A 17,826-nucleotide genomic window follows, 5' to 3' on the forward strand; every position below is an offset into this window, starting at 1 on the left:
GGTGGAAAAATGGAAAAAATACTCGAAGTAAAAGACTTGGCCGTATCATTTAAGACATTTTTTGGCGAAGTTGAAGCTGTGAGAGGAATAAGTTTTGATGTTCACAGAAAAGAAACTATAGCCATTGTAGGTGAGTCAGGATGTGGAAAAAGTGTTACCGCAAACTCTATAATGCAGCTTCTTCCAATGCCACCTGCATTCTTTAAGGGTGGGCAAATCCTATTTAATGGTGAAGATATAGTACAAAAAAGTGAAAAAGAAATGCAGCATATACGTGGAAATCAGATAGCTATGGTGTTTCAGGATCCAATGACATCACTGAATCCCACAATGAAAATTGGAAAACAAATTGTTGAAGGACTTATGAAACATCAAAAATTATCACAATCCGATGCGAGAAATAAAGCTATTGAAATGTTAAATTTAGTGGCAGTACCCCAACCTGAAAAAAGGATAGACCAATATCCTCATGAATTTTCAGGAGGTATGAGACAGAGGGTTATGATAGCCTTGGCAATGGTATCAAATCCACAATTATTAATAGCCGACGAGCCTACAACTGCCTTAGATGTAACAGTACAAGCTCAAATACTGGAACTTATGAAAAATATTCAAGATAAGATGGATATGTCCATCATATTGATTACCCATGACTTGGGTATCGTGGCTGACATGAGCGATAAGGTAATCGTAATGTATGCAGGGCAAATTATGGAACAAGGGCAAACAGATGAAATATTTAAAAGCCCCAGCCATCCCTATACAAAAAAACTATTGGCAAGTGTTCCAAGGTTGGATATGAACAGAAGTGAATCACTACATTCCATAGAAGGTACTCCGCCGGATCTATATATTCCTCCAAAGGGATGCCCATTCTATGATAGATGTGAAGATGCAATGAAAATATGTAAAGATTATATGCCTGATATTGACAATCATACAAATACACATTATAGCCGTTGTTGGTTAAATCATCCTATGGCTAAGTCAAAAGCTGAAGGGAGTGAAGCTTAATGGTAGAACCTTTAATTTCCGCAAGAAATATTAAAAAATACTTTGATGTTGGAGAAGGCGTTTTAAAAGCAGTAGATGGCATAAGCTTTGATATATATGAAGGAGAAACCTTCGGTTTAGTAGGTGAATCAGGATGCGGTAAATCAACAGCAGGCAGGACTATAATTAGGCTGTATGATCCGACAGACGGCGAACTTTACTTCAATGGAAAGAACATATATGAATTGTCCAGACATGAAATGCAAGAAGCAAGACGTAATTTCCAAATGATATTCCAAGACCCTTATGCATCTCTAAATCCTCGTATGACAGTTGAAGAAATAGTAGCAGAGCCATTGGATATACACGGGATATATAAAAATCACAAGGAAAGATACGAAAGGGTTATAGAACTATTGGAACTGGTAGGATTAAATGACGAACATGCAATGCGTTTCCCCCATGAATTCTCCGGCGGGCAACGTCAAAGAATAGGCATAGCAAGAGCATTGGCTTTAAACCCTAAATTTATCGTCTGTGACGAGCCTATATCTGCACTTGATGTTTCTATCCAAGCGCAGGTTGTAAACCTTCTAAAAGAATTGCAGAAGGAGCTGGGGCTTACCTATATGTTCATAGCCCATGACTTATCAATGGTAAGATATATTTCCGATAGAGTCGGAGTTATGTACTTGGGACATATGATGGAACTGGCTCAATCTGAGGAACTATATATAAATCCAATCCATCCATATACCAGAGCATTGCTATCAGCCATACCTATACCTGATCCTGAAATTCAAAGAAACAGACAAAGGATCATGCTTGAAGGAGATGTGCCCAGTCCCATAAATCCTAAGCCGGGCTGCAGGTTTGTGGATAGATGTTCATATGCAGTGCCAAAATGCAGAGAAACAACACCGGAATTCGAAGAAATTAAACCAAAGCATTTTGTAGCTTGTCATCGAGCGAGAGAAATATAAGTCAATTCACAGTATACATTGGGTTATATTAAGTAAAGTTATTTCATAACTTTACTTAATATAACCCTTACTTCATCCACCTTCATCAATAACAGCAACATAAAATAAACTACAACTCCGGCAGCAACGGATGCCAATAGCATTATCATTTGAATTATCTTAGTTTGCGGAAGCAGAACCCCCGCCTTATAATATAAAAGATATACCACCACACCCATTATAGCAGATGCTACTACTGTTTTAATCAATGCATAAAGCATCTTGGAATATCCTAAATGCCCAACTTTTTTCCTCAAATCTACAAATAACAATAACGTCGTTATGGTTGCAGATATGCTCGTAGCCAAAGCAAGACCTTTATGTCCCATGGGTTTTATAAGTATTAGGTTTAATACGACATTCAATAAGACTGCTATAACTCCATTTGTCATTGGAGTTTTTGTATCCTGAAAAGAATAAAATACTTTATTTAACATAAGACGCAAAGCAGAGCCTACCAAACCTAAAGAATAAAATACAAGCGCTTCACTTGTCATTATAGTTGCATTTGGACTAAAAGCTCCCCTTTCAAAGAACAATTGTATCAAAGGTTTAGAAAGCAGAATAAGCCCAACTGTAGCAGGTACCGTAATTATAAGTATGATATTTATGCCTTGATTCAATATGTGTTTAACCTCATTCTTATTATCCTTCGAAAAAGCTTTAGATAACATTGGAAATACTACAGTGGTAATAGCAGCTACAAATACACTTATAACCATGTCGTTGACTCTGGATGCATAAGATAATGCAGATATACTGCCCTCAATCAAATCTGACGCTAACGTTTTATCTATAATTACATTTATTTGTTGAACTGCAGAACCAACTAATACCGGCATTACCAGAGCAAATGCCTTTTTTATATATGGATCTTTAAAGTTTACATTTAAAGAATAGCTATACCCGGAATGTTTAACTGCCGGAGTTTGGATTAAAACTTGTGTAAATGAAGCCAATACACTTACAAACATCAATGATGAAATATCACTGTTCTTAGCAAAAAAGAACAAATAAACTAAAAATACGAAATTGTATGGAATTCCCATTATAGCATGAGGACCAAATATTTGGGCGGACTGCAGATAGCCGGAAAATACATGTGTAAATCCTAAAAATATAATAATGGGTAATCCTATTCTGTTAAGTTTAACAGCAAGTAAAAATTGCTCTCCTTCAAAACCTTTAGCCAATATTTTTATTATGATAGGAGAAAATACAAAAGCAAAAATTGATAATATTAATGTTATGAAAAATACAATATTTAATATATTGTTTAAATATTTTAATTTTCCGTTCTTACCACGTTTCTCTTCTATTTCCGAAAAAATCGGTATCAATGTAGTATTGAGCGCTGACCCTATTGTCCCCACTATAATTACCGTTGCGGTCATCGCAACAAAATATGTATCCGTTTCCATTCCCGAACCAAATCTTGACGCTATAAGCACTTCTCTGATAAAGCCTAACCCCTTACTGATAAGGGTAAACGCCGCTATCATCGCAGCTGTCTTGGCAACATGTTGTCCTTTGTTGTTCATCTATATTTACCTCTTCTAATTTGATATAAAGAATAATAGTATTATATCAAATCAATGAACAATTCACAATTGCTTTCAATTCACAATGCACAGTTCACAGTTCACAATTGTTGGGGTCGAGCTTTGGAGTCTTAAAAATAAGAGAATTATCAAGTCCCTTCATTTTTCAAGACAGACTTTTATTGTGTAGTCAAAAGTTGCCTAGAAGATGAATCTAAAGGCTAAATGTTTAGCACAATTATTCAAAAAAATAGAATCCAAGTTCGGATTCTATTTTAAGTAGTTCTTCTGATTGGTATTTTATTATAGCCATCCAGAATGAAATTATATGGAGGATTTCCTAAAAAACGCTTATCTATCTCCATGGTAAGGGTTTTATAAGTTAAAACCTGTGATTGAATTGAATCGGCTTTTGGTGGAATTATATCCATAAAGACCCTAAATCCATCCCTCTCTTTTCGTATTTTTTTTACACCCATGGAATACCCCGGAGTTGGAAAAGACTTGGTAATAGTAACCATTACCTTGTCACTATTTTGTGTTATAATCAACTCTTCTTGATTATTGTATGATTGCACTATGCCCACTGTTTCAAAAGCTACGGTATTCATATGTTCCAATACCTCCTTAACTCTATCCAGAATTATTATAGCCTCAGCTTGCGTCAAATTCCTATCGGGATTAAAAGTTGAATTATCTTCACCGACAATAATTCCGTTTTTATATAGTTCTCTTAATAATTCTATGCTATCAGTTGACATAGTATTAATATCTTTAAAAGGTAATTCTACATATTCAATATCATTAAACCGAATTTCTTTTAAGGCAGAACCAATTCTATTGACCATCTGCTCCCTATTTAAACTGTTAAGGTCACCAACCGGGGAAATATCATAATCATTGTCCTTAAATAAAGATGCTAGGGACAACATAAAATCTTGCTCTGAAATATTTCCGTTCGGGTCAAATCTCTCAAAATTATCCTTTGCAAGATATGGGAAATAATATGCTAAAAACATCCTGTCTATCATTTTGTTAGACCAATGATTGTCTAATTTTTCTAATGCATTTGCATGAACAATAGTTGAAGATAAAATCAAAAGTATAATAAGTAAAGTAATAGTGCGTCTTTTCATATAAAAAACCCCCTTTTTCACCTATACTCATTATACCCACTAATGCAATGCATTAAAGTTACATTTTAGTTACAGATTTATCAATTCACAATTCACAATTCACAGTTCACAATTCACAATTCACAGTTCACAGTTCACAATTCACAATTGAAAAGAGGAGATTCGTTAGGATACTACTTTACCCAGCTTCTCGATTTCCATTGCAGATGCAGGTCTATGAATATAGAATCCTTGGGCATTTTCGCACCCCAATTCAAGCAGTAAATCATATTGTTCCTTAGTTTCAATTCCTTCAGCTATAATCTTTAAACCCAGAGCCTTTGCCAATTGAATCACACTTATAACGACTTTCCTTGAACTATCATCAGTATCAATACTCATGATAAAAGTCCTATCAAGCTTTAAATAATCAATTTGCAAATCCTTAAGCCTAGCAAGAGAAGAATAGCCTGTACCAAAATCATCTATTGCAATTTCTACGCCCAATCTTTTTAACTCAATAATATTTCTCTTGATATCATCTAAATCCTCAACAAAACCGGTTTCTGTTAATTCCAGAATCAATTCATTGCTGTCTATGTCATATTCCTTCAATTTATTGTTTATTATACTTACTAAATCAGCAGATCTAAAGGATTTTGCAGAGATATTGATGCTTATCTTAGGTATTTTAAGCCCCATATTATTCCATACGCTTTTTTGTCTTAAAGCCTCATCAATTACATAGTCCGTAATATCTAATATTAAACTTGTATTTTCAACAACGGGGATAAAATTCATAGGAGGGACATTCCCTCTTTCAGGATGATTCCACCTTATCAAAGATTCCGCACTATGAAATTTACCTTTTTTAGTATCTTCTATCAATTGATAATTGAGTGTAAACTCATGTTTTGTAATTGCTCCTTTAACATCATTTAACAATGAAATATTGTCGACAAATTCTCTTTGAACATCTTCATTAAAATAGCAATAATTAGTTTTATTGTTGACTTTGCAATACTCCATAGAAATATTAGCGTTTTTTAACAATGAAATATAGTCGAAACCATCCTTAGGCATTAGTGCAATACCTATTGTAGTTGATATATAAAAATTTTTATTTTCATATATCCAAGGTTCTTTGATTTTTTCCTGAATATTTCTTACAATCTCCTCTACTTCATTCTTTGACTTTATATTGCATAGAATAATAACAAATTCATCGTCACCCATTCTACAGATCAAATGTTTATTTCCCAGTAATTTTTTTAAATTCTCAGCAATATGTAATAGTAAACTATCACCTGCGTTATGCCCTAAAGTATCATTAATGTGTTTTAGTCCATCAATATCAATATAAAGAAAAGCATAATTCCAATACTTACCTTGATTATTTATTATATTTTCAAATCTTTTTTCTAAATACCTCCTATTAGGAAGTCTTGTCAAAGTATCATATAATCCTATAATTTCGATAGTCTTTTCAAGCTCTTTGTTTTCCTGTATGATATCGTTTTTATCATCTGTTTTATCCATTTTCATAAGTTTGTTCATACTATGATAAACAAAAAAGAACAACATTAAAGAAGTTATAACAATAATCATAGAACCTTTGAGATCCAGAATTTCAGATGTTAACAATAAAATAAATTCGAATATAAAGTAAAAAACGGAAATCTTAATTGCTTCTTTGTATATAGGTTTATTGGTATGTGGAAAACCTTCCCCTTTCAATTTGCAAAACCCCCCGGATGGTAATTATTATCAATTATAATATATATAATATATATCGGCAATATTTAGAATATCTAAATAGTATTTGAAAAAATTGGTAGAAAATATCAAAAGACAATGCACAATTCACAATTCACAGTTCACAATTGAAAAGTTATTAGAAATTAAGAATTGTTAAAGAAGAAATCCCTCCACATTGATCGGGATGAACAAAGCAGAGGGCTTAGCTATTACCTATTTACCTAATTTTCTCCTTTCTTCTGCTCACTATCAACTGTTTTCGCCTCTCCCAAATATGCCTCTTTCACCTTATCATTTAGAAGGAGTTCTTTTCCATTTCCCTCCAAGACCAATGACCCGGTTTCCAAGACATACCCATAGTCTGCTATTTCCAGTGCCTTTTTAGCATTTTGTTCCACTAAAAGAATTGTATTTCCTTGCCTGTGAATTTCTTTTATAATTTCAAATATATCCCTTACCAACAGAGGCGCCAATCCTAATGACGGTTCATCCAACATGAGAACTTTGGGTTTTACCATCAGTGCCCTTCCTACAGCGAGCATTTGTTGTTCTCCACCTGATAATGTTCCTGCCTTTTGCCAATTTCTCTCCTTAAGTATAGGGAACAAATCATATACCTTATTCATTTCATTATCAATCAAAGCTTTGTCCTTGATAGTATATGCACCGAGGATTAAATTTTCTTCAACCGTAAGATTTTCAAAGACCCTTCGCCCCTCAGGGCAAAGAGCTATCCCTTTCTTTACTATATCCATAGTATTTAAATTGGTCAGGTCCTCTCCGTCATACTTGACAGTACCTTCCGTCTTTTTTACAAGATTCATTATAGCTCTAAGGGTAGAAGACTTTCCTGCTCCATTCGCTCCTATAAGTGTTACTATCTTGTTTTCCTCAATATTTAGATTGATCCCTCTTAATGCATTTATACCTCCATAGCTAACTTCCAAATTGCTGATTGTAAGCATCATTCCACCCCCAGATAAGCTTCTATAACCTTTTGGTCATTTTGGATTTCCAAAGGATTTCCTTCTTTTATTAAAATCCCGTGGTCAAGAACATAAATCCTTTCACATATTCCCATTACAACTTCCATATGATGTTCTATAAGGAATATAGTAAGCTTAAATTCCTTCTTAATATCCACAATAAATTCCATCAAATCTTGAGTTTCTTGAGGGTTCATGCCTGCAGCAGGCTCATCTAACAATAAGAGCTTGGGATCTGTAGCAAGCGCTCTGGCTATCTCAAGCCTTCTTTGCTTGCCATAGGGCAATGAAAAAGCCTTCTCATCTCTTTCTTCATATAATCCTACCTTTTCAAGAAGGTATCTGGATTTTTCAAATTGCTCTCTTTCCTCACTTCTATATTTTGGAAGTCGCAATACCGCCGAAAAAACTCCTGAATCAAGTCTTAAGTGATTGCCGATAAAAACATTATCCATTACCGTCAATTCCTTAAAGAGCCTTATGTTCTGAAAAGTTCGACATATGCCTAGTTTAGCGATCTTATCCGGTCTTAACCCTGTGATATCTTCTTCATTCTCATTGACTTCATATATTATGCTTCCAAGGGTTGGTTTATAAACCCCTGTAATCATGTTGAATATAGTAGTTTTACCAGCCCCATTAGGACCGATGAGCCCTACGATTTCTCCCTTGGATATGCTCGCATTGAATTGATTGACTGCGACTACTCCACCAAATTTCATAGTTATATTATCTATCTTTAGCATATCTTCCCCTCGCTTTCTGTAGGGTAGATTTGAACACATTATCTTTTTTAAATATTATCACAATCATTAAAATCAAGGAGAATACAACCATTCTTAGCCCCGGCAATGCATTGGTGTGTATGGGTCCAATGTTAATAGGTTCATCCAAGAATCTCAATGCTTCCATTGCAACTGTAATTATAATAGCTGAAATGGCGGTACCCTTTATATTTCCCATTCCACCTAATACAACAATCAATAGGATATTGAAAGTCAAACTAAATTTGAATAATGCAGGATCTATAGTCCCAATAGAAACAGCCAATAAACCTCCTCCAACTCCTGCGAAGAAGGAGCCTATGCTAAAACTCAAAACCTTATGCTTAAATAGATTGATGCCCATGCTTCTGGCAGCAACCTCATCTTCTCTGATAGATTTCAATGCCTTCCCATAGCTGCTTGACATCAGCGAGTACATAAATATAATGGTAAGAATGGCAAAACTCCAAGCCCAAAGGAGGTGATTCCTTGGAGGAATTCCTTTCAAACCCAATGCTCCATTGGTTATACTTTGGGTATTTGTAAACACAATCCTTATTATCTCTGAAAATCCTAATGTAGCTATTGCCAAATAGTCATCCGTAAGTTTTAATACGGGAGCTCCAATCAAAAATCCACATAATGCCGCTAAAAGTCCCCCCATCAATAAAGCAAAGATAAACCAAAGGAACTCACTGGCAGCAGGTGGTAAAAAAGGTATTTCCAACATCTTGAGATTTAATAAAAAAGGAACCATAGGTTTCATATAGAAATTCATTTCCTTCATCGCAACCGGCATAGTAAGTATAGCAACCGTATATGCACCTATAGCCATGAAACCTGCATGCCCAAGAGTGAAAAGCCCTGTGAATCCATTTATTAAATTCATGCTTAATCCCAATATAATATATATTGCACATAAGTTTACTATTCTCTTCAAATAACTATCCAAGAACTTGTTCATCACGATTAAAGCAATAATAGTCAAACCGATTATTATCAGTGATTTTATTAGATTATTATTTTTCATAGTCTACACCTTCTCCGCTTGTCTTTCTCCCATTAACCCTGTAGGCTTAACAAGAAGAATTATAATCAATAAAACAAATGCAAATGCATCCCTATAGCCGGTTAAAGTCGGTAAAAATGCTATAATGAGAATTTCACCTAACCCCAATATAAACCCCCCGATTACAGCACCGGTAATGTTGCCTATACCTCCGATTACCGCTGCTATAAAACATTTAAGTCCCGGCACTACACCCATAAGAGGCACAAGCTGAGGATATTTTATCCCCCACATTATTCCGCCGACTGCGGCTAAAAATGACCCTAAAAAGAAAGTAGTGGAAATAACTTTGTTGATATTGATTCCCATTAAACTAGCTGTTTCAAAGTCTTTTGAAAGGGCTCGCATTGCCATTCCTGTTTTAGTCTTTTGGATAATAAATGTTAAAGTCAACAATAGGATTATGGTGATGATTGGTATCACAATCGAAATTACTGCAATAGAGACTCCACCGATCTTTAATGTCCCGCTTAGCATTTTGGGGATAGGGAAAGCTTTAGGCCTTCCCCCAAATACTAAAGTTCCAAGGTTTTGTAATAGAAATGATGCTCCTATTGCAGAGATGAGGACTGTAATTCTCGGTGAACCTCGCAAAGGTTTATATGCAAGTTTCTCCAATATTAGTCCCATTATTCCTGTTAGCACAGGTGCTAAAATAAAAACTGCCCACCATGGTAGGGATGTATAAACGATACCATAATAAGTCAGATATGCTCCTATCATAAAGATATCTCCATGGGCAAAATTTATAAGCCTCAATATACCATATACCATTGTATATCCTATAGCCATTAATGCATATAAACTGCCTAAGGAAGTACCATTTGCCAAGTGTTGCATAAACTCAGAAACGCTCATTGTATTTGCCCCCATTTCAATTCAGTGAACAGTTCACAATTCACAGTTCACAATTCACAGTTCACAGTTCACAATTCACAATGAAAAGATAGTAAAGGGTGAAGAACTAAGAGTTAAAAGACTCAAGATTGATGCTTTTGTCATTCTGAACATTAGTGAAGAATCCCATATTAGTATATATTTAAAAAACAGTATGGATCCTTCGTTTTACTCAGGATGACATCAGCAGTAGATTCGGGTCTATAAAGACAGTATAATCGTTGCTATCGAAGAATCTCCTCTTTTAAGTCCCCAAAGTTCGACCTCAAAAACTCTTCACTCTTTATTCTTATCTCTTCACTGGTTTTAAATTGTGATTTGTGAATTGCTCTTTGAACTGTTTTTATGGTTCTACTGTTGTTAAATATACAAATTTCCCATTTTCAACTTTGTTAATAACTGCAGATTTTACTGCATCCCCATTTTCATCAAGGGTAATATTGCCTGTTGCTCCTACAAATCCCTCTGTATTTGCAATCTCATCTCTTATCTTAACAGGATCTACAGAATCTGCTCTCTCAATTGCTTTAAGAATTACCAAATAAGCGTCATAGCCTAAAGCTGCAAATGCATTAGCTTCCTTATTGAACTTTGTTCTATAATCTGATAAAAATACTTCTGAAACCGGAGTAACAGGCGATTCAGCAGTAAAATGGGTAGAAAATACTATGCCCTCAACAGCATCTCCGCCTATTGACAAGAATTCCGGTGACTCCCAAGTATCTCCGCCAAGGATTGGCAAATCCATCCCTAAATCTCTGGCTTGCTTTATAAGCAACGCTGACTCACCATAGTTTCCCGGCGCAAATATGACATCGGGATTTAATGATCTTACATTTGTAAGTTGAGCTGAGAAATCTTGATCTCCTGCGTTGTATGAAGTAGTAGCCACTATACTGTCCGGATCCCCTGTCAACTCTTTGAAAGCATCAACAAAGTATTTTGAAAGCCCTACAGAATAATCATTTTGCACGTCTTGAATAATTGCTGCTTTTTTCGCTCCCAATTCGTTGAAAGCATAATTAGCCATTACAGTCCCTTGGAACGGATCGATAAAGCAGACCCTAAAATAATAATCATTGTTCAGTGTAACCAAAGGATTGGTTGGTGAACAACCTACTGCCGGAACTTTAGCATTTTTGACTATATCTCCCGCAGCCATGGACAATGAACTTCCATAACTTCCTATAATAGCAACTACCTATCCTTCTCTATCAATTTAGATGCTGCATTAGCCGCATCAACTTTTTCCGATTTGTTATCAACAACTACCAATTGAACTTTTTTTCCTAAAACCTCGGGGAATTTTTCATTAGCCAGTTCTATTCCCTCTACCGTCATCTGACCACCGGCTGCATTTGCACCTGTCATTGGCTCAAACACGCCTATTTTTATGACATCTGAATCTGAGCTTGAATCTGAAGGTGTATTTGTACCTGTGTCTGTATCTGTTCCATTAGAACACCCCGACAACATACCTACTATCAAAATAGCAGATAAACAAAATACCAATATTCTTCTCTTCATAAAATTTTCCTCCTTTTAATTTTGAATTTTAAAAGCTCCACCATAATATATTAAAAGGCATTAACTCACACCTTAAATATACATTTTCTATAATCTATTTATATGAATAAAAGAATGTGTTATGTCATAGATATCTACGAATAGACCTTTCACTCAATCTAATAAAATCTCCTATTTCACATAAACTAAACCCTAGTTTCACACATTTAGCGATAAACATTGATTTATACTCCATTAAATATGCCATTCTTGATCCCGACCTAATCAAATCATAGTCAGCCTGCGTTTCACAAATATCCTTTAGTGCCTTCTCTAATTCTCTTTTCTTAGTTTGAATATCTTCATTGATTCCATGAAGATTCTTCTTTACATTTGTAATAGGTACTGTGTTCATTTCTTCAAATTCCTGTTTTAGCGCTTCATAGTCTTCATAGTAAATGCTCATTAATTCAATATAATTTTTTACAGCTACATCTCTGTTCTGACTCAGTATATCCAGTGCATAATCTATATCTACAACGCCTTCTATATTCATTCTATAGAAGATATCACTACTCCATTTATATTCTGTCATTGAATTTGCTTTTCCTTCATATACAACCTTATTGTGGATATAATTGATTAAATTGAACAAATAATACTCACTATCCACAATTATGCTCTTATATCTGCCTCCAAAGGGTGAGCCTGTACTTTTAGTTGAAGCATTATAGTATTTGGCGTAAAGGGTATTTATCCTATGCATTATCCTGCTTATGGGTATATTGTGGGCTTTTATCACAAGATGATAACGTTCTCCCATTATGCAATATGCCAAAAGGTAGAAATCAAATATCTCCTTTGTCTCTCCAATTATATTTAGAAGTGCAAGTTTTTCCGAGTCATTATCAAATATATTGTTTTTCTCATTTCCCTTTTGGATAATATGATATATGGCACCATAATATTCTTCTCTAGGTTTTCTTCCCATTTTATCTCCCCTGTTTCACCTATATAATAGTAATTCGACATTAATTTATATAATCCTTCTTTTTTTCGTAATATTTCAAAAATTAAAAAATTAACAAAATTGGAAGCTATTTGCAAAGAAAAGGGGCAAGCTTTAAGCTCACCCTTTTAATTAATAATTATTTTTTTTAATTTTTAACATCAATCCTATAGATAGTAATACAAAACCAATCATCAATATGCCTATTTCTATAGTATATCCTGTCTTTGGCAATGTTGGCCTGCCGGTATTGTCTTTGTCTTTGTCCTCTCCGGGCTGAGTAGTACCTTCTGGGTTTTTATCGTCAACATTTTCAAATTCATCCCCTTGACCTTTTGGTCCTTCAGGACTATTTGGATCTGTTGGCTTTCCAGGTTCTACAGGCTTTCCAGGCTCTACAGGTTTTCCCGGATCCGTAGGTTTGTTTGGCTTATTAGGCTTATTTGGTTTATGTGGTTTGTCCGGACCTTCTTCTTCGTTATATACTTCTATCTCTTTTGTTACTCCATCGGTAACTGTAATCTCTATTTCTTCTGATTCTAGAATATATCCATCCGGTGCAGTTATCTCTTCTATAGTATATTTACCTATTGGTAGATAATTGGATACTGCTTCTCCATCGTCATTTGTAGTTATAGTATCTACTACTTTACCATTAGAGTCAATTATATTGAACTTTGCTCCTGATAATAGTTCATCTGTATCATAATCCATTTTTATGATTTTGATACGGCCTTCTGGATCTGGTGTGGTTGGAGTTCTTTTATTGGTCTTTTCTAATTCAATAGTTTCATTTTGATCTACAGTTATTTCAAAGTATATCGGACTCTTGTCTAACACATATCCTGATGGTGCTTTTACTTCGACTAACTTGTAATATCCAACTAATAAATCTCCTAAGAAGATTACTCCATTACTATCTGTTGTTAGATTTTCCATTCCCGGAATAACTTCATATATATAGTTTTCTTCATCATCACGATTATCCATGAACTTCATTAACTGGAAGATTGCTCCGTTAAGAGTCCTTGTCTTCCCTGTATTGTATTTGGTTAATCTAACAGAACGGTCTTTCTTTGTGTTTTCAACTTCCTTTGTCACTACTTCATTATCTTCAGCACTATCCAATACTATTTCTATTAGAGTAACATCTAATACATAATCTTCATGTGCTTCAGTTTCTTCTATAGTATAAGTGTCATAAGGTAAATCGGTAAATTCAATTATGCCATTTTTATTAGTAGATTTAGTATCAACTATCTCATCCTTGCTATTTTTAATAGTGAACTTTACACCTTCTAGCAAAATATCAGAATTAATTGAATCAACTTTTGTAATGATAATCTTTCCAGAACCACGAGTATTCTCCTTTGTTACTTCTTTAAGCTCTGTTTGGTCAGCTGTAATTTCAAATACTTCTGTATTAGCATCATTTCCTGTTGGCAATAAATAATAATCAGGTGCAGTAATCTCTTTGAAGTAGTAGCTACCTACTGGTAAATTGTTTACTGTAAAAGTTCCATCTTCACCTGTAATTATATATCCTATATCATTACCATCTTTATCCTTAAGGATTTTTTCATTATCCGAATTATATAGAACAAATTCTGCTCCTACCAATCCATTACCTTGTGAACCTATCTTTTTGATTCTAACAGCTTGGTATATCTCTATATTTATTACTTGCACAGCTTTATCATCATTACTGTCAATTGAATAATCTGTATCTTCTCCCATTCTAAATGATATACCTTCAGCTGAAATTCCTATATAACCATTTGGAGTTTCTATCTCCTTGATTATATAACTGCCATATCTAATATCATTAAAGGTTAAAATCCCATCTGCATTTGTTTCTTCCTCATATAACTTATATTCACCAGTTTTGTTATATAAAGCAAACTTAACGCCGGAGAGATTGACTTCTTCCTCAGTTACTAGACTATGACCAATTTTATGAAGCCTGATAGCTCCTTTTTTAGAGTAGATATCTCCAGAAGATGAATTATCCTTATATTCAACTAGACCACCCTTATCGGAGTTCCCCCCCTCGTTTATAACGCCATCCCATTCAATAGAAGCTGTATTTGTAAGAGTATTGCTTTCACCGCCTGTAAAGAATGTTTTGTATTCAACTTGATACCCTTCATTTTTTAAATCGCCCAAAATCAAGATGAAACCTCCATCATCGGTGAATTTAATCATATCTGAACTGATCTTCTGCCAAATTCCATATGTTGTATTTCCCTTTTCATCTTTAATAGATTTTCTGATTTGAATTGTATCCTTTAATAGCATTTGATTTGGTGAAGGTATATCTGTTAGTGTAGTGATACCCAAATTTGAATGGGACTTATTAACATCAATTGTCCACGTTATTGTATCATCTGTATTTTGTTTTCCATTTTTGTTAATTAACTCATTTGCATTCTTAACAGTTACTTTCCCCTCAAATGGATACTCTTTTGTTGTTTTAAATATGGCTGAGTTTGTATAAACTCCTGAACCATCGTCTTGTCCTATTATATCATCAATATCCATGGATTCATAAGTGACGTAGTAGGCTTGATTATTTTCATCATCTGATAAATTATCATTAAAAGTAATAGTGTAACCAGTAATCATACCATCGGTTACTTTAGGTTCTATATTCCACTTATCTACTGGTAATTTATCACCAGGCATTCCTGTATCGTTTAAACCTAAATTTAATTTTCTTACTGTAACAAGATCCTTAAGATTGGTACCTTCTTTAGCAATATAATGCCCTTTCCCTAAGGTATCTGTTAATGTAGCACCTTTAATGTTCTGTTTATTTATATTAATAGCTATATTCCAAGTGAATTTTTGAGTTTCGTAATTGAAGCTGCCATTCTTATATCCATTTTTCCCTGTAGGAGTTTCTTTTGGTTCATAGCTAGCTCCTTTAGTTATTGTATTATCTGTTGATGTTGACCCATTCCACATGGACTTCGCACTATTTCCATACTTAGCATAGGCACTTCCATCATCTTTGATATCAAATCTTGTTTTATAAGTGATTGTAATTTTAGTGTCTTTTGGAATATCTCCAAATGATAATTTATAACCCTCAGTCTCATTACGTTCTGTTAATGTCACTTTAGAGACATCATATCCGGAGATTGTGAAATATTTCTCAACCCCAGTTTTCCCATCATTTTTAACTAGTGTTTGATGGCTACTCTCTTCTATTTTTGTAAAGGTGTCTTCAATAACAAAATTCTTTAATTCCTTTTCTGCATTAATCGTTAGTTTCCATGTGATCATTTTTTTATCATAATCAATTGAATCTCTGGATTTTCCAAAAATACCTTCACCTAAACCTAGTTTTACATTTGCCTCATACACTTGATTGTCACTATTCTTATTTGTACTTGTTACAGTATTGGTTACAGTTGATCCTTCTATAATAAACTCTTTTGTTGATATCGTGTCATATACTACTTTAAAAGCTTTTGTTACAGTTCCGTCTTTTGCACTATTCGAAAAATCAATAACAAGTTTTTTATTGCCTTCACTAAATTCTGCAATATAGTCAGTATCTTCCGTCAAAAGACTTGCTGATTCAGCTACTTCTTTTCCATTTTCATCAATGATAACTTCATATACTATCAATGAGCTAGGATCAATTTCATGAGCGCCTAATAAAACATCAGTAATCTTTGCATCCTCTGCTTTGATAGCAGCACTTAAATAATTATAATTAACTTCCCAGCTTGCTCTATATTTATCTCCACCTGTATTTGATTTATCCAATGGAGTTCCATAGGTAATATCTACTCTCCCATTAGCTGTTGCGATATCAGAATCGTTTGTTAATGTCGCAGTATTTTTAAATGTTTCAGTCTCTGAAGATGCAGTACGGGTTACTTCAGTTTGATAGGTTACCTTATATGCAAACTTTCCATCTTCCAAAGCTATAGGAAATTTAATTGTGTTAATATGATTTTCTATTGGAATATCACTTAGACCATTTAATCCTACCTTATACTTTTCAATATTAATTGAGCCTTCTACTAGTATATGTCCATCTTCCGGAGTATCATCTAAAGTGGCATTTTTTAATTCTTTGCCAGCTTTATTTACCCATACTGTCCAATTGATATATTTTTTACCATCTTTTGATACTACAGCCCCTGTTTTCTCCATTTTTTCATCAGAAGTTGAGGGCAAGAATGTCAACTCAATCGTTATATCTTCACTGCCTGCAACTGGGATTTCTAAATCTATATCTAAGTCTTCATCCCCCCCAAATTTACCGAATGAAGCAGCAAAATCTAAATTTAAAGTATACTCAGATGGTTCTAATTTATCTAAAAAGGTTACAGTCACCAAGCCTTCCTCGTTGGTTTCGTATTTAAACCTCGGTTCCCCTTCTTTCTCTACAGTTCCACTTAAATCGCTAGCATCAAATGCAATAATCGACTGTGGCAATTGAAAGGTAAAATATGAATCAATTTCATATGGTTTTTTAAGATCCATATTGAAATGATAAAATACCTCTACTTTCTGTCCCGATTGTAATTCTATACCTTTAGCACTATTAGAATCTGTTATATCAGTATATCCATCTTCCGTTTTAACTGAAAGCTTTACAAATTTCATTCCAATTTCATCATCAGGAATTTTTTCACCTTCATCAGCAACTCCATAAGGAACTATACTAAGAGGAGATAATTCTGTTTCATCTTCTCCCTTACCTGCAGGAACTTCTTCGTTTACTTCTTCCTCTCCATCTTCTACCGGAGCGGGCTTTCCTTCTGGTTCTTCTATATCACCATTCGATTTTTCTTTATCTGGTTCATTTGTTCCATCGTCTTCCTGATTTTCACCTTGAGATGGTGTATCCACATCTACCATCTCCGCTTCTTCAGCAAAGGCGAAACTAGAGACGACGGGTGCTGCTAATTGAAGTAGCATTGCCAGTACAACAACCACAACAATATTTAATTTTGCCCTACCTTTTAATATACTCATAAAATTCCCCCTTTCATTCATTATTTAATTTAAGTTTTTTGACGTATGCGGATTTAATACCCTATCCGATACATAATTAAACCTATAAATACTTTTTTTGTCATTACAATTTAGTCTATTTATTATAGCTAAATTTTCTGAACAAATACTGAACAAAAGGGGGTTCCC

At 34.3% G+C, this 17,826-nt stretch carries 13 protein-coding genes; 2 read left to right on the forward strand and 11 right to left on the reverse strand.

Annotated elements, in window-relative coordinates; translation table 11 throughout:
- Nucleotides 1-9 precede the first annotated feature (9 nt).
- A complete protein-coding gene (locus H8707_RS12485) occupies nt 10-1,014 on the forward strand; it encodes an ABC transporter ATP-binding protein (protein ID WP_262430473.1) in 1,005 nt (334 codons plus the stop codon).
- Nucleotides 1,014-1,976, forward strand: a complete 963-nt coding sequence (locus H8707_RS12490) for an ABC transporter ATP-binding protein (RefSeq protein WP_262430474.1) — start codon at nt 1,014-1,016, stop codon at nt 1,974-1,976. Before H8707_RS12485 ends, H8707_RS12490 begins: the two co-directional genes overlap by 1 nt.
- A 38-nt stretch (nt 1,977-2,014) precedes the next feature.
- Here the strand turns inward: H8707_RS12490 and murJ are convergent, their stop codons facing one another.
- The 11 genes from murJ to H8707_RS12545 all read right to left on the reverse strand — a co-directional run bounded on the left by murJ (nt 2,015) and on the right by H8707_RS12545 (nt 17,658).
- On the reverse strand, nt 2,015-3,556 hold the full coding sequence (gene murJ, locus H8707_RS12495) for a murein biosynthesis integral membrane protein MurJ (protein ID WP_262430475.1): 1,542 nt from the start codon (nt 3,554-3,556) through the stop codon (nt 2,015-2,017).
- A gap of 275 nt (nt 3,557-3,831) precedes the next feature.
- A complete protein-coding gene (locus tag H8707_RS12500; RefSeq protein WP_262430476.1) occupies nt 3,832-4,692 on the reverse strand; it encodes an S-layer homology domain-containing protein in 861 nt (286 codons plus the stop codon).
- A gap of 165 nt (nt 4,693-4,857) precedes the next feature.
- Nucleotides 4,858-6,408 (reverse strand): putative bifunctional diguanylate cyclase/phosphodiesterase, encoded by a 1,551-nt coding sequence (locus H8707_RS12505; RefSeq protein WP_262430477.1) that lies wholly within the window; start codon nt 6,406-6,408, stop codon nt 4,858-4,860.
- Nucleotides 6,409-6,650: 242 nt separating this feature from the next.
- Nucleotides 6,651-7,394 (reverse strand): ABC transporter ATP-binding protein, encoded by a 744-nt coding sequence (locus H8707_RS12510; protein WP_262430478.1) that lies wholly within the window; start codon nt 7,392-7,394, stop codon nt 6,651-6,653.
- Nucleotides 7,394-8,161, reverse strand: coding sequence for an ABC transporter ATP-binding protein (locus tag H8707_RS12515; protein WP_262430479.1), 768 nt, complete (start codon nt 8,159-8,161; stop codon nt 7,394-7,396). The genes H8707_RS12510 and H8707_RS12515 overlap by 1 nt, the downstream gene beginning before the upstream one ends.
- Complete coding sequence (locus tag H8707_RS12520) at nt 8,145-9,209, reverse strand: branched-chain amino acid ABC transporter permease (RefSeq protein ID WP_262430480.1); 1,065 nt, start codon at nt 9,207-9,209, stop codon at nt 8,145-8,147. Before H8707_RS12520 ends, H8707_RS12515 begins: the two co-directional genes overlap by 17 nt.
- 3 nt (nt 9,210-9,212) lie before the next feature.
- Nucleotides 9,213-10,106 (reverse strand): branched-chain amino acid ABC transporter permease, encoded by an 894-nt coding sequence (locus H8707_RS12525; protein WP_262430481.1) that lies wholly within the window; start codon nt 10,104-10,106, stop codon nt 9,213-9,215.
- A gap of 382 nt (nt 10,107-10,488) precedes the next feature.
- Nucleotides 10,489-11,307, reverse strand: coding sequence for an ABC transporter substrate-binding protein (locus H8707_RS12530; RefSeq protein ID WP_262430482.1), 819 nt, complete (start codon nt 11,305-11,307; stop codon nt 10,489-10,491).
- Between the two features lie 35 nt (nt 11,308-11,342).
- Nucleotides 11,343-11,672, reverse strand: a complete 330-nt coding sequence (locus H8707_RS12535) for an ABC transporter substrate-binding protein (protein WP_262430483.1) — start codon at nt 11,670-11,672, stop codon at nt 11,343-11,345.
- Nucleotides 11,673-11,796: 124 nt separating this feature from the next.
- Nucleotides 11,797-12,642, reverse strand: a complete 846-nt coding sequence (locus H8707_RS12540) for a transposase (protein ID WP_262430484.1) — start codon at nt 12,640-12,642, stop codon at nt 11,797-11,799.
- 150 nt (nt 12,643-12,792) lie between these two features.
- Nucleotides 12,793-17,658, reverse strand: a complete 4,866-nt coding sequence (locus H8707_RS12545; RefSeq protein ID WP_262430485.1) for a SpaA isopeptide-forming pilin-related protein — start codon at nt 17,656-17,658, stop codon at nt 12,793-12,795.
- Nucleotides 17,659-17,826: the final 168 nt, after the last annotated feature.

The sequence above is a fragment of the Paratissierella segnis genome (genome assembly GCF_014385195.1).
GTDB lineage: Bacteria > Bacillota > Clostridia > Tissierellales > Tissierellaceae > Paratissierella > Paratissierella segnis.

What these genes read in the sequence shown, in the direction of transcription:
- H8707_RS12485 (WP_262430473.1), top strand. Translation starts at nt 10, where the DNA reads ATGGAAAAAATACTCGAAGTAAAAGACTTGGCCGTATCATTTAAGACA.
- H8707_RS12490 (WP_262430474.1), top strand. Translation starts at nt 1,014, where the DNA reads ATGGTAGAACCTTTAATTTCCGCAAGAAATATTAAAAAATACTTTGAT.
- murJ (WP_262430475.1), bottom strand. Translation starts at nt 3,556, where the DNA reads ATGAACAACAAAGGACAACATGTTGCCAAGACAGCTGCGATGATAGCG.
- H8707_RS12500 (WP_262430476.1), bottom strand. Translation starts at nt 4,692, where the DNA reads ATGAAAAGACGCACTATTACTTTACTTATTATACTTTTGATTTTATCT.
- H8707_RS12510 (WP_262430478.1), bottom strand. Translation starts at nt 7,394, where the DNA reads ATGCTTACAATCAGCAATTTGGAAGTTAGCTATGGAGGTATAAATGCA.
- H8707_RS12515 (WP_262430479.1), bottom strand. Translation starts at nt 8,161, where the DNA reads ATGCTAAAGATAGATAATATAACTATGAAATTTGGTGGAGTAGTCGCA.
- H8707_RS12520 (WP_262430480.1), bottom strand. Translation starts at nt 9,209, where the DNA reads ATGAAAAATAATAATCTAATAAAATCACTGATAATAATCGGTTTGACT.
- H8707_RS12525 (WP_262430481.1), bottom strand. Translation starts at nt 10,106, where the DNA reads ATGAGCGTTTCTGAGTTTATGCAACACTTGGCAAATGGTACTTCCTTA.
- H8707_RS12530 (WP_262430482.1), bottom strand. Translation starts at nt 11,307, where the DNA reads ATGGCTGCGGGAGATATAGTCAAAAATGCTAAAGTTCCGGCAGTAGGT.
- H8707_RS12535 (WP_262430483.1), bottom strand. Translation starts at nt 11,672, where the DNA reads ATGAAGAGAAGAATATTGGTATTTTGTTTATCTGCTATTTTGATAGTA.
- H8707_RS12540 (WP_262430484.1), bottom strand. Translation starts at nt 12,642, where the DNA reads ATGGGAAGAAAACCTAGAGAAGAATATTATGGTGCCATATATCATATT.
- H8707_RS12545 (WP_262430485.1), bottom strand. Translation starts at nt 17,658, where the DNA reads ATGAGTATATTAAAAGGTAGGGCAAAATTAAATATTGTTGTGGTTGTT.